This is a genomic window from Mycolicibacterium bacteremicum, assembly GCF_002086115.1.
Classification (GTDB): Bacteria; Actinomycetota; Actinomycetes; order Mycobacteriales; family Mycobacteriaceae; genus Mycobacterium; species Mycobacterium bacteremicum.
Genome location: NZ_MVHJ01000008.1, coordinates 104,454 through 118,034, shown reverse-complemented (window position 1 = coordinate 118,034; position 13,581 = coordinate 104,454). Strand labels below are relative to the sequence as shown.

The 13,581-nt window shown below is 67.7% G+C and carries 11 protein-coding genes; 6 read left to right on the top strand and 5 right to left on the bottom strand.

Annotated elements, in window-relative coordinates; genetic code table 11:
• The first annotated feature begins 15 nt into the window (after positions 1-15).
• Together BST17_RS11905 and BST17_RS11900 are read left to right on the top strand one after the other, a co-directional pair.
• Positions 16-765, top strand: a complete 750-nt coding sequence (locus BST17_RS11905; protein WP_083058101.1) for an SDR family oxidoreductase — start codon at positions 16-18, stop codon at positions 763-765.
• Positions 766-828: 63 nt separating this feature from the next.
• The gene (locus BST17_RS11900; RefSeq protein WP_207573621.1) at positions 829-1,353 is read left to right on the top strand and encodes a hypothetical protein; all 525 of its coding nucleotides are present in this window, start codon (positions 829-831) and stop codon (positions 1,351-1,353) included.
• A gap of 187 nt (positions 1,354-1,540) precedes the next feature.
• Here the strand turns inward: BST17_RS11900 and pgi are convergent, their stop codons facing one another.
• Positions 1,541-3,190 carry a glucose-6-phosphate isomerase gene (gene pgi / locus BST17_RS11895; RefSeq protein ID WP_083058099.1) on the bottom strand — a complete coding sequence of 550 codons (1,650 nt, stop codon included), beginning with the start codon at positions 3,188-3,190 and terminating at the stop codon, positions 1,541-1,543.
• A gap of 50 nt (positions 3,191-3,240) precedes the next feature.
• Here pgi and BST17_RS11890 point away from each other — a divergent pair, with 50 nt between their 5' ends.
• On the top strand, positions 3,241-4,689 hold the full coding sequence (locus BST17_RS11890; protein ID WP_083058097.1) for an NAD-dependent succinate-semialdehyde dehydrogenase: 1,449 nt from the start codon (positions 3,241-3,243) through the stop codon (positions 4,687-4,689).
• 59 nt (positions 4,690-4,748) lie between these two features.
• Here BST17_RS11890 and BST17_RS11885 read toward each other — a convergent pair whose 3' ends face one another.
• Positions 4,749-5,048: a chorismate mutase gene (locus BST17_RS11885; RefSeq protein ID WP_083058096.1), complete on the bottom strand. Its 300-nt coding sequence runs from the start codon at positions 5,046-5,048 to the stop codon at positions 4,749-4,751.
• A gap of 232 nt (positions 5,049-5,280) precedes the next feature.
• On the opposite strand from BST17_RS11885, the gene pcrA reads away from it, so the two are divergent.
• Positions 5,281-7,596: a DNA helicase PcrA gene (gene pcrA, locus BST17_RS11880; RefSeq protein WP_083058094.1), complete on the top strand. Its 2,316-nt coding sequence runs from the start codon at positions 5,281-5,283 to the stop codon at positions 7,594-7,596.
• On the opposite strand, the gene BST17_RS11875 is transcribed toward pcrA, so the two are convergent.
• Together BST17_RS11875 and BST17_RS11870 are read right to left on the bottom strand one after the other, a co-directional pair.
• Entirely contained in the window at positions 7,593-8,144 is a 552-nt protein-coding gene (locus tag BST17_RS11875; RefSeq protein WP_109750114.1) for a hypothetical protein, read from the bottom strand. The genes pcrA and BST17_RS11875 overlap by 4 nt on opposite strands.
• A gap of 14 nt (positions 8,145-8,158) precedes the next feature.
• A complete protein-coding gene (locus BST17_RS11870) occupies positions 8,159-9,217 on the bottom strand; it encodes a M23 family metallopeptidase (protein WP_083058091.1) in 1,059 nt (352 codons plus the stop codon).
• Positions 9,218-9,503: 286 nt separating this feature from the next.
• On the opposite strand from BST17_RS11870, the gene sucC reads away from it, so the two are divergent.
• Positions 9,504-10,667 (top strand): ADP-forming succinate--CoA ligase subunit beta, encoded by a 1,164-nt coding sequence (gene sucC / locus BST17_RS11865; RefSeq protein WP_083058090.1) that lies wholly within the window; start codon positions 9,504-9,506, stop codon positions 10,665-10,667.
• Between the two features lie 15 nt (positions 10,668-10,682).
• Positions 10,683-11,585: a succinate--CoA ligase subunit alpha gene (gene sucD, locus BST17_RS11860; RefSeq protein WP_083058088.1), complete on the top strand. Its 903-nt coding sequence runs from the start codon at positions 10,683-10,685 to the stop codon at positions 11,583-11,585.
• Between the two features lie 102 nt (positions 11,586-11,687).
• Here sucD and BST17_RS11855 read toward each other — a convergent pair whose 3' ends face one another.
• The gene (locus BST17_RS11855) at positions 11,688-13,577 is read right to left on the bottom strand and encodes a S9 family peptidase (protein WP_207573620.1); all 1,890 of its coding nucleotides are present in this window, start codon (positions 13,575-13,577) and stop codon (positions 11,688-11,690) included.
• Positions 13,578-13,581 lie beyond the last annotated feature (4 nt).

The following is a 13,581-nucleotide window of genomic DNA, read 5'->3' as shown; positions in this document are numbered from 1 at the left end:
GTTATCCTGCTCGCCATGACCCGCCAGAAGATCCTCATCACCGGTGCCAGCTCGGGCCTGGGAGCCGGCATGGCCCGCGCCTTCGCCGCCAAGGGACGGGACCTGGCGCTGTGCGCCCGCCGCGTCGAGCGCCTCGAAGAGCTGCGCGCCGAGATCCTGGACAAGCACCCGTACGCCAAGGTCGCGATCGCCGCGCTCGATGTCGATGACCACGAGGCCATCCCGCGCGTCTTCAATGAGCTGTCCGACGAGCTCGGCGGCATCGACCGGGTGATCGTCAACGCCGGCATCGGCAAGGGCTATCGGATCGGCGCGGGAAAGCCGTGGCACAACTCGGCGACGCTGACCACCAATCTGGTCTCCGGCCTGGTGCAGATCGAGTACGCGCTGCAGCTGTTCCAGAAGACCGGCAGCGGGCACCTGGTGCTGATCTCCTCGGTACTGGGCAACACCGGTGTGCCCGGGACCAAGGCGGCCTACGCCGCGTCGAAGGCGGGCATGACCTCCCTCGGCGAATCGCTGCGCGCCGAATACGACAAGGGCCCCATCCGGGTCACCGTGATCGAACCGGGCTACATCGAATCGGAGATGACGGCCCAGGCCGCCAACACCCTGCTGATGGTCGACAACGAGACCGGCGTGGCCGCCATGGTGGCGGCCATCGAGAAGGAGAAGGGGCGTGCGGTGGTGCCGAGTTGGCCGTGGGCGCCGCTGACCCAGATCATGCGGCTGCTGCCGCCGAAGTACACCAAGCGCTTCGCCTGATCTCGAAAGCATTGCGATCCGGGTGATGTTTAGCCCGGCTTAGTCAGTGGTAACTCTCATTTCATGATGGTGAAACTGACGAAGATGACGCCCCTCTTGTTCGCAGGCGCCGCCGGAGCGGCCATCGCCTTCTCGCCCCTCGCCGGGGCCGAGCCGGCCCCGCCGCCGTGCTGGAACCCCGACGGCACCCCGTGCGCCAGCATCGGCACCGCCGGTCCCGGCGGCGCGACCGGTGCCATCCCCGGCGGACCGGGCGGCACAGCCGGACCCGGTGGCGCCAGCGGTGTGATTCCGGGTGGACCCGGCGGTGAGGCCGGACCGGGCGGTGCCAGCGGTGCCGTCGCTCCCGGCGGACCCGCGGGTGAAGCCGGCCCGGGTGGCGCCAGCGGCGTGATCCCCGGCGGCCCGGGTGGTGCGGCCGGACCCGATGGCGCGACCGGCACGATCCCCGGTGGCCCGGCCGGAACCGCAGGACCCGGTGGCGCGAGCGGCTCGCTGGCTCCCGGCGGACCCAGCGGCACCGCCGGACCGGGTGGCGCCAGTGGCTGCATCCCCGGCCTGGGCTGCGCCACGATTCCCGCCCCGTAAACTCACAACCCCTCGCGAACACGCGGACCCGTTGCTTCCTCGGCAGGCAACGGGTACGCGTGTTTCGGCGTGTGTCCGGAGGGCGGCGGCGAGAGTGACGCTATGGCTGCGCCGAGGTGCGTCCCAGCAGCCATAGCGTCACTCTCGGCGAGATCGGCTCAGGCCGGTCGACCTCGCTCCGCTCGGCTCAGGCCGGTCGACCTCGCTGCGCTCGGTAGTGCCGCACCAGGGCATCGGTGGAGGTATCGCTCTGCGCCGCCGGGGACGCAGCATCGGTGAGCACCGGCAGCAGCGCCTTGGCCTGGGTCTTGCCCAGCTCCACACCCCACTGGTCGAACGAATCGATGCCCCATACGACGCCCTCGGTGAACACCTGGTGCTCGTAGAGCGCGATCAACTGTCCGACCACCGACGGGGTCAGCTTGGTCGCCAGGATCGAGGTGGTCGGGCGGTTGCCGGGCATCACCTTGTGCGGGACGACGCCGGCGTCGGTGCCCTCTTCGGCGATCTCCTCGGCGGTCTTGCCGAAGGCCAGCACCTGGGTCTGGGCGAAGAAGTTGCTCATCAACAGGTCGTGCATGCTGCCGGTGCCGTCGGCGGTGGGCAGGTCGTCGGTGGGCTGGGAGAACCCGATAAAATCAGCCGGGATCAGTCGGGTGCCCTGATGCAGCAGCTGGTAGAACGCGTGCTGACCGTTGGTTCCCGGCTCGCCCCAATAGATTTCGCCGGTGTCGGTGCTCACCGGTGTGCCGTCGGCGCGCACCGACTTGCCGTTGGACTCCATCGTCAGCTGCTGCAGATACGCGGCGAACCGGGACAGGTCATTGGAGTAGGGCAGCACCGCGCGGGACTGTGCGCCGAAGAAGTTGTTGTACCAGAGCCCGATCAACCCGAGCAGGGCCGGCGCGTTCTCGGCCAGCGGGGCGGTGCGGAAGTGCTCGTCGACCAGATGGAACCCAGCCAGGAACTCCGCGAAGCGCTCCCGACCGATCACCGCCATGACGCTCAACCCGATGGCGCTGTCCACCGAGTAGCGCCCCCCGACCCAGTCCCAGAATCCGAACATGTTCGCGGTGTCGATGCCGAACTCGTCGACCAGCTTCTTGTTCGTCGACACCGCGACAAAGTGCTTGGACACCGCGTCATCGCCGAGGGCGGCGGTGAGCCAACGCCGCGCGGCGGTCGCATTGGTCAGCGTCTCCAGCGTGGAGAACGTTTTCGAAGCGACGATGAAAAGCGTTGTGGCCGGGTCCAGTCCGGCCAACGTGGCAACCAGGTCGGCCGGGTCGACGTTGGAGACGAAGCGCGCCGAGATGCCGGCGTCGGCGTAGTGGCGCAACGCGTCGTAGACCATCACCGGCCCGAGGTCCGAGCCGCCGATCCCGATGTTGACCACCGTGGTGATACGGGCCCCCGTCGCGCCGGTCCACTCGCCGGAGCGCAACCGGTCGGTGAACTCGCCCATCGCGTCCAGGACGGAGTGCACGTCGGCGACCACGTCCTGTCCGTCGACGGTCAGCTGCCCGTCCCTGGGCAGGCGCAGCGCGGTGTGCAGCACGGCCCGGTTCTCGGAGGTGTTGATGTGCTCGCCGGAGTACATGGCGTCGCGCCGCTCCTCCAGTCCGGCGGCCGTGGCCAGATCGACCAGCAGGCCCAGGGTTTCGCGTGTCACCCGGTGCTTGCTGTAGTCGATGTAGAGATCGCCGACGGTCAGGGTGAGCTCGGTGCCGCGGGCCGGATCCTCGTCGAAGAGCTCCCGAAGATTCTTCGACGCGATCGCCTCGTGGTGGCGGTGCAGCGAATGCCATGCGGCCGTATCGGTGATGTCAGCACTCATTCTTCTGACCTTAGTGCGGCGTCCGGATCAAAGGTGTACATGATGGATGTATGGGCATTGAAGAGTTGATTTCATCCGTACCCACCGGTCTGTGGATCGGCGGTGAGGAACGCGCAGGTTCGTCCACGTTCGATGTGCTCAACCCCGCCACCGACGAGGTGATCACCTCGGTGGCCGACGCGACCGCCGCCGACGGGATCGCTGCGCTGGACGCCGCGGCCGCCGCGCAGGCCGACTGGGCCGCCACCCCCGCCCGGGAACGCGGCGAGCTCCTGCGCTCGGTGTTCGAAACCCTCACCGCACGAAGCGAAGACCTCGCGACACTGATGACCCTGGAGATGGGCAAGGTGCTCGCCGAGAGCCGCGGTGAGGTCAAGTACGGCGCCGAGTTCTTCCGCTGGTTCGCCGAGGAGGCCGTGCGCATCGACGGCCGCTACACCCACAGCCCGGCCGGAACGGGGCGCATCCTGGTGACCAAGATGCCGGTCGGTCCCTGCTACGCCATCACCCCGTGGAACTTCCCGCTGGCCATGGGCACCCGCAAGATCGGCCCCGCGCTGGCCGCCGGCTGCACCATGATCGTCAAACCGGCGCAGGAGACGCCGCTGACCATGCTGCTGCTGGCCAAGCTGATCGACGAGGCCGGCCTGCCCAAGGGCGTGCTCTCGGTGTTGCCCACCACCAAGCCCGGGGACCTGACCGGCGCGCTGATCGACGACGGCCGGCTGCGCAAACTGACCTTCACCGGATCCACCGGCGTCGGCAAGGCCCTGGTGAAGCAGTCCAGCGACAAACTGCTGCGCACCTCGATGGAGCTCGGTGGCAACGCGCCGTTCGTGGTGTTCGACGACGCCGACATCGACGCCGCGGTGGAGGGCGCGCTGCTGGCGAAGATGCGCAACGGCGGCGAGGCATGCACCGCGGCCAACCGCTTCCACGTCGCCAATACCGTGCGCGAGGAGTTCACCGACAAGCTGGTCAAGCGGATGAGCGAGTACACCCTCGGCAACGGCCTGGAGGAGTCCTCGACGCTGGGGCCGCTGATCTCGGCCAAGCAGCTCGGCATCGTCGCCGACCTGGTCTCCGACGCGGTGTCGCGCGGCGCCGAGGTGGCCGTGGGTGGGGTCGCGCCCGGCGGCCCCGGGCACTTCTACCCGGCCACCGTGCTGGCCGACGTGCCCGCCGACGCCCGCATCCTCAAGGAGGAGGTGTTCGGGCCCGTCGCGCCGATCACCGGGTTCGACACCGAGGAAGAGGGCATCGCCGCGGCCAACGACACCGACTACGGGTTGGCGTCCTACATCTACACGCAGTCACTGGACCGGGCGCTGCGGGTCGCCGAGTCCGTCGAGGCGGGCATGGTGGGCGTCAACCGCGGTGTCATATCGGACGCGGCCGCGCCGTTCGGCGGGATCAAGGAATCCGGGTTCGGCCGCGAGGGCGGAACCGAGGGCATCGAGGAGTACCTGGAGACCAAGTACATCGCCTTCACCCCCTAGTGATTTCGGTGAGGAAACGCGCGGTCAGCGCCCGTTTCCTCACCGAAATCGCGGGGTGACTAGTGGCCGAGCCGGCCGCGGCCCAGCCGCAGCAGCAGCATGGCCAGGTCCTTGCCCTCCGGGCCCAGTTCGCTGTACCGCTCGATGACCTTCATCTCGCGGCTGTGCACCAGCCGGGTGCCGCCGGAGGCCATCCGGGCCTTGCCGATGATGCGGGACACCTCGGCGCGGCGCTTCACCGCGGCCAGGATCTCCGCGTCCAGGCGGTCGATCTCCAGGCGCAGTTCGTCGATGTCGGCGGCCGTCTGCGTTTCGGCACTCACGGGGTTCTCCTCGCTGTTGGTGGGTTCTTGGTTCATCCGGTTCGGGCCTCACACAACAGAGCCCCCGATCCGGACGCGGACCGCGGGGCTGAAGGGAAAGCAGCTAGACCACGGGCACCGCGGACCGGTACCCGTAAAAAAATCGTCGCCGCTGATCGAGCACGAAACGAGTGTGCCACCGAGGGCCGATGCGTGGCAAAGGCCGCCCGGCGGTGAACGTGGGCCGTCACCGTGGATGTCACCGTTCAGCGGTAGATTCGAGACCGAAATGACATCTCTTTTTGACGCGCCGGCTCAGGGGTCCGATACCGAACAGCTGCTCGACGGGCTCAACCCGCAGCAGCGCCAGGCCGTCCTGCACGAGGGCTCGCCGCTGCTCATCGTGGCCGGTGCCGGATCGGGTAAGACGGCCGTGCTGACCAGGCGTATCGCCTACCTGCTGGCCGCCCGCGAGGTCGGCGTCGGGCAGGTGCTGGCCATCACGTTCACCAACAAGGCCGCCGCCGAGATGCGCGAACGCGTCGTCACACTGATCGGCCCGCGGGCCCGCAACATGTGGGTGTCCACCTTCCACTCCACCTGTGTGCGGATCCTGCGCAACCAGGCCTCGCTGCTGCCGGGGTTGAACTCCAACTTCTCGATCTATGACTCCGACGACTCGCGCCGGCTGCTCATGATGATCGCCAAGGACATGGGGCTGGACACCAAGCGCTACACCCCGCGGCTACTGGCCAACGGCATCTCCAACCTGAAGAACGAACTGATCGATCCGGACCAGGCGCTCGCGGACCTGACCGACAGCTCCGATGACATGTCCAAGACCATCGCCTCGGTGTTCGGCGAGTATCAGCGCCGACTGCGGGCCGCCAACGCCCTGGACTTCGACGACCTGATCGGCGAGACGGTGGCGGTGCTGCAGGCCTTCCCGCAGATCGCCCAGTACTACCGCCGCCGGTTCCGGCACATCCTGGTCGACGAGTACCAGGACACCAACCATGCGCAGTACGTGCTGGTGCGCGAGCTCGTCGGCGTCGAGACCACGCCGGACGGCGTGACCCCGGCCGAGCTGTGCGTGGTGGGCGACGCCGACCAGTCGATCTATGCGTTCCGCGGTGCCACCATCCGCAACATCGAGGACTTCGAGCGCGACTACCCGAACGCGACAACCATTCTGCTGGAACAGAATTACCGCTCCACCCAGACCATCCTGAACGCGGCCAACGCGGTCATCTCGCGCAACACCGGCCGACGCGAGAAGCGGTTGTGGACCGACTCCGGGGAGGGCGAGCTGATCGTCGGCTACGTCGCCGACAACGAGCACGACGAGGCACGGTTCGTCGCGGGCGAGATCGACGCGCTGGCCGACCAGAACCAGATCTCCTACAACGATGTCGCGGTGTTCTACCGCACCAACAACTCCTCGCGCGCCCTGGAGGAGGTGTTCATCCGGTCCGGCATTCCCTACAAGGTCGTCGGCGGGGTCCGCTTCTACGAGCGCAAGGAGATCCGCGACATCGTCGCCTACCTGCGGGTGCTCGACAACCCCGGGGACGCGGTGAGCATGCGCCGCATCCTGAACACCCCGCGCCGCGGTATCGGCGACCGTGCCGAGGCCTGTGTCGCGGTGTACGCGGAGAACAGCGGTGGCAGCTTCAACGATGCGCTGCAGGCCGCCGCCGAGGGCCGGGTGCCGATGCTGAACACCCGCTCGGAGAAGGCGATCGCGTCCTTCGTGCAGCTGCTCGACGAACTGCGCGGCCGGCTCGACGGTGAGCTCGGCGACCTGGTCGAGGCGGTGCTGGAGCGCACCGGATACCGGCGTGAACTCGAATCCTCCAGTGATCCACAGGATCTGGCCCGGCTGGACAACCTGAACGAGCTCGTCAGCGTCGCCCACGAGTTCAGCATCGATCTGGCCAACCGGCAGGCGCTGGCAGAAGAGGAAGACCGCGACGAGGACATCCCCGACACCGGGGTGCTGGCCCAGTTCCTCGAGCGTGTCTCGCTGGTGGCCGACGCCGACGAGATCCCCGAGCACGGCTCCGGTGTGGTCACCATGATGACCCTGCACACCGCCAAGGGCCTGGAGTTCCCGGTGGTCTTCGTCACCGGCTGGGAGGACGGCATGTTCCCGCACATGCGGGCGCTCGGCGACCCGACGGAACTGTCCGAGGAACGCCGGCTGGCCTACGTGGGTATCACCCGGGCGCGGCAGCGGTTGTACCTCAGCCGGGCCAAGGTGCGCTCATCGTGGGGCCAGCCGATGCTCAACCCGGAGTCGCGGTTCCTGCGCGAGATCCCCGAGGACCTGATCAACTGGCGCCGGGTGGAGGCGCCGTCGGCCGCGCTGAGCGCACCGCGCGTCGGCCGGTTCGCCGAGAACGCCCGGCCCGCACCGGGTAAGGCGCGCAACCGCGCGATCATCACGCTGGAGCCCGGCGACCGCGTCAGCCACGACAAGTACGGGCTCGGCCGGGTCGAAGAGGTGTCCGGGATGGGCGAGTCGGCGATGTCGCTGATCGACTTCGGCAGCGCCGGGCGGGTCAAGCTGATGCACAACCACGCCCCGGTGCAGAAGCTCTAACCCACCCAGCGGCCGGTGGCCGGCAGCAACGTCGCCACCGTCGCGGCGACCGGCAGCACCGGCATGGCGTACACGACGGGATGCAGCTTGGCGCCGGCCAGGAACAGGCTGCCGAAGATCAGCAGCCCGATGGCCGCGCCGACGATGATCAGCAGCCGGCCCATCCGGCGTCGCAGCAGCAGCGCGATCAGCCCGGCGATACCGGCGCCGGCCGAGATCGCGGTCAGGAAGCCGATCGCGATGCAGAACAGCAGATCGGTGTTCCACCAGCCGGCGATCAGGTCGGTGGCGATGACGGCGGTGGCCCACCCGCTCAGGATGCTCAGAATGGTGGCGATGATCGCCGCGGCCGGGCCGTTGCCGGGACGACGGGGGACGGCCACCGGGACGGGACGCGGGATGTAGGTGGTGTGTCCGGCATCGGTCCCGGACAGTTCGACAGGCGGAACGAGAGCGGTCTGATCGTCAGCCGGTGTGAGCGCCGGGAAGGAGCCGGTCGGGTGCCGGCGGATGATGCGTGGTGATTCGGGTGGGGGATCGAGCGTCACCCCGACCACGGTAGTTAACCGACGTAGTTGCCGGGGGAAAGACCCCGCTGCGCCAGCCACGGCACCGGGTCGATCCGGTTGGAGCCGTTCATCAGCACCTCGAAGTGCAGGTGCGGGCCGGTCGAATTGCCGCGGTTGCCCATGGTGGCGATCTGATCGCCGGCCATCACCCGCTGGCCCTTGCTGACCAGCCAGGTGTTGATGTGGCCGTAGAGGGTGACGGTGCCGTCGGAGTGGCGCAGCTTGACCAGCGCGCCGTAACCGGCGGTCGGGCCGACCTCGACGACGACGCCGTCGCTGGCCGCCAGGATCGGGGTGCCGATCGGGCCGGCGATGTCGATACCGCCGTGCAGCACACCCCAGCGGTAGCCGAAGCCGGACGTCCACACACCCTTGGTCGGCATCGCGAACATCGGGCGGGTCAGCCGCGCCTCGCGGTCGGCGCGCTCGGCGGCGAACGCGGCGGCCTTGGTGATCTCCTCGGCGTGCACCGCGGACGAGGCCACCGGCTGCACCGCGACGATCTGGACCCCGTCCGAGGATCCGGTGATCGAGGCGCCCTCGATGAGCGCGCCGTCGGCGGCCAGCACGGTATCGGGGGCGGGGGTGGCCTCGGCGGGGTTGGACAGCGAGTAGGCGCCGGACGCAGTGGCTCCGGCGGCCATCGCAGCGATCATCAGTCGGCTCTTGACCGCGCCGACGGTCTGCTTGCGGTGCGCCCCGCCGGTGCGGTGCGCGCGCATGTCGATGACGTCGGTGAGCGCGGTGCCGTCGCTGAGGTCGGTGTGGCTGTCGCGGTAGGCGTGGGCCGAGGGCTCACGGTCGGAGGCGAACTCGCTGGGGATGGCCAGGCGCAGCGGCACCAGATCATCGGTGTCGTGCATGTCGTCGAGTTCGGGAGCGGCGATCACCCGCTGCTCCTTGTCGAACGCGGAGCTGTCCCGGAAGTCGAGTTCGTGCAGGTCGCCGAACTCGTTGAACGGGATGATGTCGGTGACTTCGGCAGGACTGGTGGCGGCGTGTCCTTTCGTCGCTGCTCCCCGGGGGGATCGGGACGAACTGTGCTCAGCCAACCTGAATATTCCTTAGTGCCGTGACCTGACCGTTACCAAGACCAAGAGGCACGTTAACCAAATCCCAATGTTGCTGGCAACTTATGAACCCATTCCCTTCCCGAATGTGACCTGTATCACCGGAGGGCGTCGGTGAGATGTACCACATGAACGGCAGGCGGTGCGGGCGCCTGACACGCGGGTGGATACAGTGCCAGCGAGCCAGTCACGGCCATCGGTCAGTCCGGCCCATTACCTGTGAAGTCAGTTCGAAACGTCACCTAGACAGACACCCTTTAGGAAACTCATGGATCTGTTCGAGTACCAGGCGAAGGAACTCTTCGCCAAACACAACGTACCGACCACGCCGGGCCGGGTCACCGAGTCCGCCGAGGACGCCAAGGCGATCGCCGAGGAGATCGGCCGCCCGGTCATGGTCAAGGCTCAGGTCAAGGTCGGCGGTCGCGGTAAGGCCGGCGGCGTGAAGTACGCGGCCACCCCCGCCGATGCGCTGGAGCACGCCAACAACATCCTCGGCCTGGACATCAAGGGCCACATCGTGAAGAAGTTGCTGGTCGCCGAGGCCAGTGACATCGCCGAGGAGTACTACATCTCCTTCCTGCTCGACCGCTCCAACCGCACCTACCTGGCCATGTGTTCGGTCGAGGGCGGCATGGAGATCGAAGAGGTCGCCGCGACCAAGCCCGAGCGCCTGGCCAAGGTGCCCGTCGACGCCGTCAAGGGTGTCGACCTGGCCTTCGCCCGCGAGATCGCGGAGAAGGGCCACCTGCCCGCCGAGGTGCTCGACGCCGCGGCCGTGACCATCCAGAAGCTCTGGGAGGTGTTCATCGGCGAGGACGCCACCCTGGTGGAGGTCAACCCGCTGGTGCGTACGCCGGACGATCAGATCCTGGCCCTGGACGGCAAGGTCACCCTGGACGCCAACGCCGACTTCCGCCAGCCCGGCCACGAGGAGTTCGAGGACAAGGACGCCACCGATCCGCTCGAGCTCAAGGCCAAGGAGAACGACCTCAACTACGTCAAGCTCGACGGCGAGGTCGGCATCATCGGCAACGGCGCGGGTCTGGTCATGTCGACCCTCGACGTCGTCGCCTACGCCGGTGAGAAGCACGGCAACGTCAAGCCCGCCAACTTCCTCGACATCGGCGGCGGCGCCTCGGCCGAGGTGATGGCCAACGGTCTGGACGTCATCCTGGGCGACAGCCAGGTCAAGAGCGTGTTCGTCAACGTCTTCGGCGGCATCACCTCCTGCGACGCGGTCGCCAACGGCATCGTCAAGGCGCTGGAGATCCTCGGCGACGAGGCCAACAAGCCGCTGGTCGTCCGCCTCGACGGCAACAACGTCGAGGAGGGCCGCCGCATCCTGGCCGAGGCCAACCATCCGCTGGTCGTACAGGCCGAAACCATGGACTCCGGCGCCGACAAGGCCGCCGAGCTGGCCAACAAGTAAGGGAGCCAACAAAATATGTCCATCTTCCTGAACAAGGACAGCAAGGTCATCGTCCAGGGCATCACCGGTGGCGAGGGCACCAAGCACACCAAGCTGATGCTCAAGGCCGGCACCCAGATCGTCGGTGGCGTCAACGCCCGCAAGGCCGGCACGACCGTCAAGCATGAGGACAAGGACGGCAACGAGATCGAGCTGCCGGTGTTCGGTTCGGTCGCCGAGGCCATCAAGGAGACCGGCGCCGACGTGTCGATCGCCTTCGTGCCGCCGGCCTTCTCCAAGGACGCCATCATCGAGGCCATCGACGCCGAGATCCCGCTGCTGGTCGTCATCACCGAGGGAATCCCGGTGCAGGACACCGCCTATGCGTGGGCCTACAACGTCGAGAAGGGTCAGAAGACCCGGATCATCGGCCCGAACTGCCCCGGCATCATCACCCCGGGTGAGTCGCTGGTCGGCATCACGCCGAACAACATCACCGGCAAGGGCCCGATCGGCCTGGTCTCCAAGTCCGGCACCCTGACCTACCAGATGATGTACGAGCTGCGCGATCTCGGCTTCTCGACCGCCATCGGCATCGGCGGCGACCCGGTCATCGGCACCACCCACATCGACGCCCTGGAGGCGTTCGAAAAGGATCCCGAGACCAAGCTGATCGTGATGATCGGTGAGATCGGTGGCGACGCCGAGGAGAAGGCCGCCGCCTACATCCAGGCCAACGTCACCAAGCCGGTCGTCGGCTACGTCGCGGGCTTCACCGCTCCCGAGGGCAAGACCATGGGACACGCCGGCGCCATCGTGTCCGACGGTGCGGGTACCGCGGCCGGTAAGCAGGAGGCCCTCGAAGCCGCCGGTGTCGCGGTCGGCAAGACGCCGTCCGAGACCGCCGCCAAGGCACGCGAGCTGTTCAACGCGCTGTAATTCGCTGCGCGCGCTGGGGGCACCTCCCGCTCGCGAACAGACGCAAAACCCCCTTTTCCACCTCGGAAAAGGGGGTTTTTGCGTCTGTTCGGCGAGGGCAGGTCAGGGGCGGCCGCCCAGATGTTCGGCCAGGAACCGCTCGACGGCGTGATACATGTCGATGTTGTTGTCCGGGTTGACGAATCCGTGCCCCTCGTCCTCCTTGACCATGTACTCGACCTCGACACCGCGTTCGCGCAGGGCGGCCACCATGTTGTCGGACTCGGCCTGCACGACGCGAGAGTCGTTGGCGCCCTGCACCACCAGCAGCGGGGTGCGGATCTGGTCCACCCGGGTGATCGGTGAGCGGGCCAGCATATCGGCCTCGGCCGCCGGATCGGCCGGGTTGCCGACATACAGATGCCAGTTGGTGGCCAGGAAGCGCCGTCCGACGTTGGGCAGGGTCTTCATGAAGTTCAACAGGCTGGAGATGCCGACGTAGTCGATGGCGGCGGCGAAGACATCCGGGGTGAAGGTGACACCGACCAGGCTGGCGTAGCCGCCGTAGGACCCGCCGAAGATGGCGACCCGGTCGCGGTCGGCGTAACCCTGTTTGACCGCCCAGTCCACCGCGTCGATCAGGTCGTCGTGCATCTTGCCGGCGAACTCGCCGATCGCGGCCTGGGTGAAGGACTTGCCGTATCCGGTGGAACCCCGGAAGTTGACCTGCAGCACCGCATATCCGCGATTGGCCAGCAGTTGGACGTCGGGCTGATACGACCACACGTCGCGTGCCCACGGGCCACCGTGCACCAGCAGCACCATCGGCAGATCTTTCGGCTCCACCCCGACCGGCAGGGTCAGGTAGCCGTGCACGTCGAGTCCGTCGCGTGCGGTGAAGTGCACGGGCGTCATCGGTGCCAGCGCGGCGGGATCCAGGTTCGGATACGGCCGGAACAGCAGCCGGCTCTCATCGGTGCGGCGGTCATAGAGGTAGGTGACGCCGGGCTCGCGGTCGTGTTGGAAGCTGACGACCCACCGTTGCCCGCTGTCATCGCACGAGATGGCGGACAGGTCACCGTCGGAAAGGCCGGTCAGCCTGTCCAGTACTGCCGCGAAGTCGGAGTCCAGCGCGTGGATCACCTGTCGCTCACCGTAATAGCGGGCGCCGATCAGCTCGCCGGTCTGCTCACTGATGATGAACGGGGACGGCAACATGATCTGGGCCCCGAGGTCGAAGTCGGGGTGGCTGTCCACCTCGGTCTCGGTACCGGTGCCGACATCCAGGCGTACCAGCCGCATCCGGTCACTGCCGTCGTAGGAGCCCAGCCAGATCCCGGTGCCGTCGGGGGTGGGGGCGATCGGATGGATACCCAGCGGGTAATCGCGGCCGTCGTAGACCTTGATGGGCCGCAATGATCCGGTGGCGGCATCCCAGCAGGAGATCTCGACATCGCCGTCGGCGGTCAGGGTGTTGGTGAACAGGTCGCCGTTGGGGCCGGTGACCCACCCGATGGCATTGCCGGGATTCTCGGCCAGCAGGGTGAGTTCGCCGGTGGCGATGTCCAGTTCGTAGGCATCGACCAGCTCTGGATTGCGCGCGTTGTGTTGCACGATGGCCTTGCCCGGCCGCGCCTTGAGCAGCTCGTAGCTGACCCGGGTATTCGGGAACGGCGTGAGATCGACTGCGGCGCTTCCCGGCTCGTCGAGGTCGACGCGGTGCAGGTGCCAGTTCTCGTCACCGCCGGTGTCCTGCATGTACAGCAGGTGCCGCGAGTCGTGGGTCCAGCTGTAGAGGTACACACTGCGGGTCTCGTCGGCGGTGACGCACCGTGGTTCGGTCGCACCGTCGAGGTCCTGAACCCAGATGTTGAGGCGGTTGCGCCACGGCGCCAGGTAGGCGATCCGGGTGCCGTCGGGGGAGATGGTGGCGCCGGCGCGTTCCGGCGGGCTGAAGAACTCCTCGACGGAGATGCGTTGCGGCAGTGTGGTATCGGAGGCGCGGAGGGCCACGTGG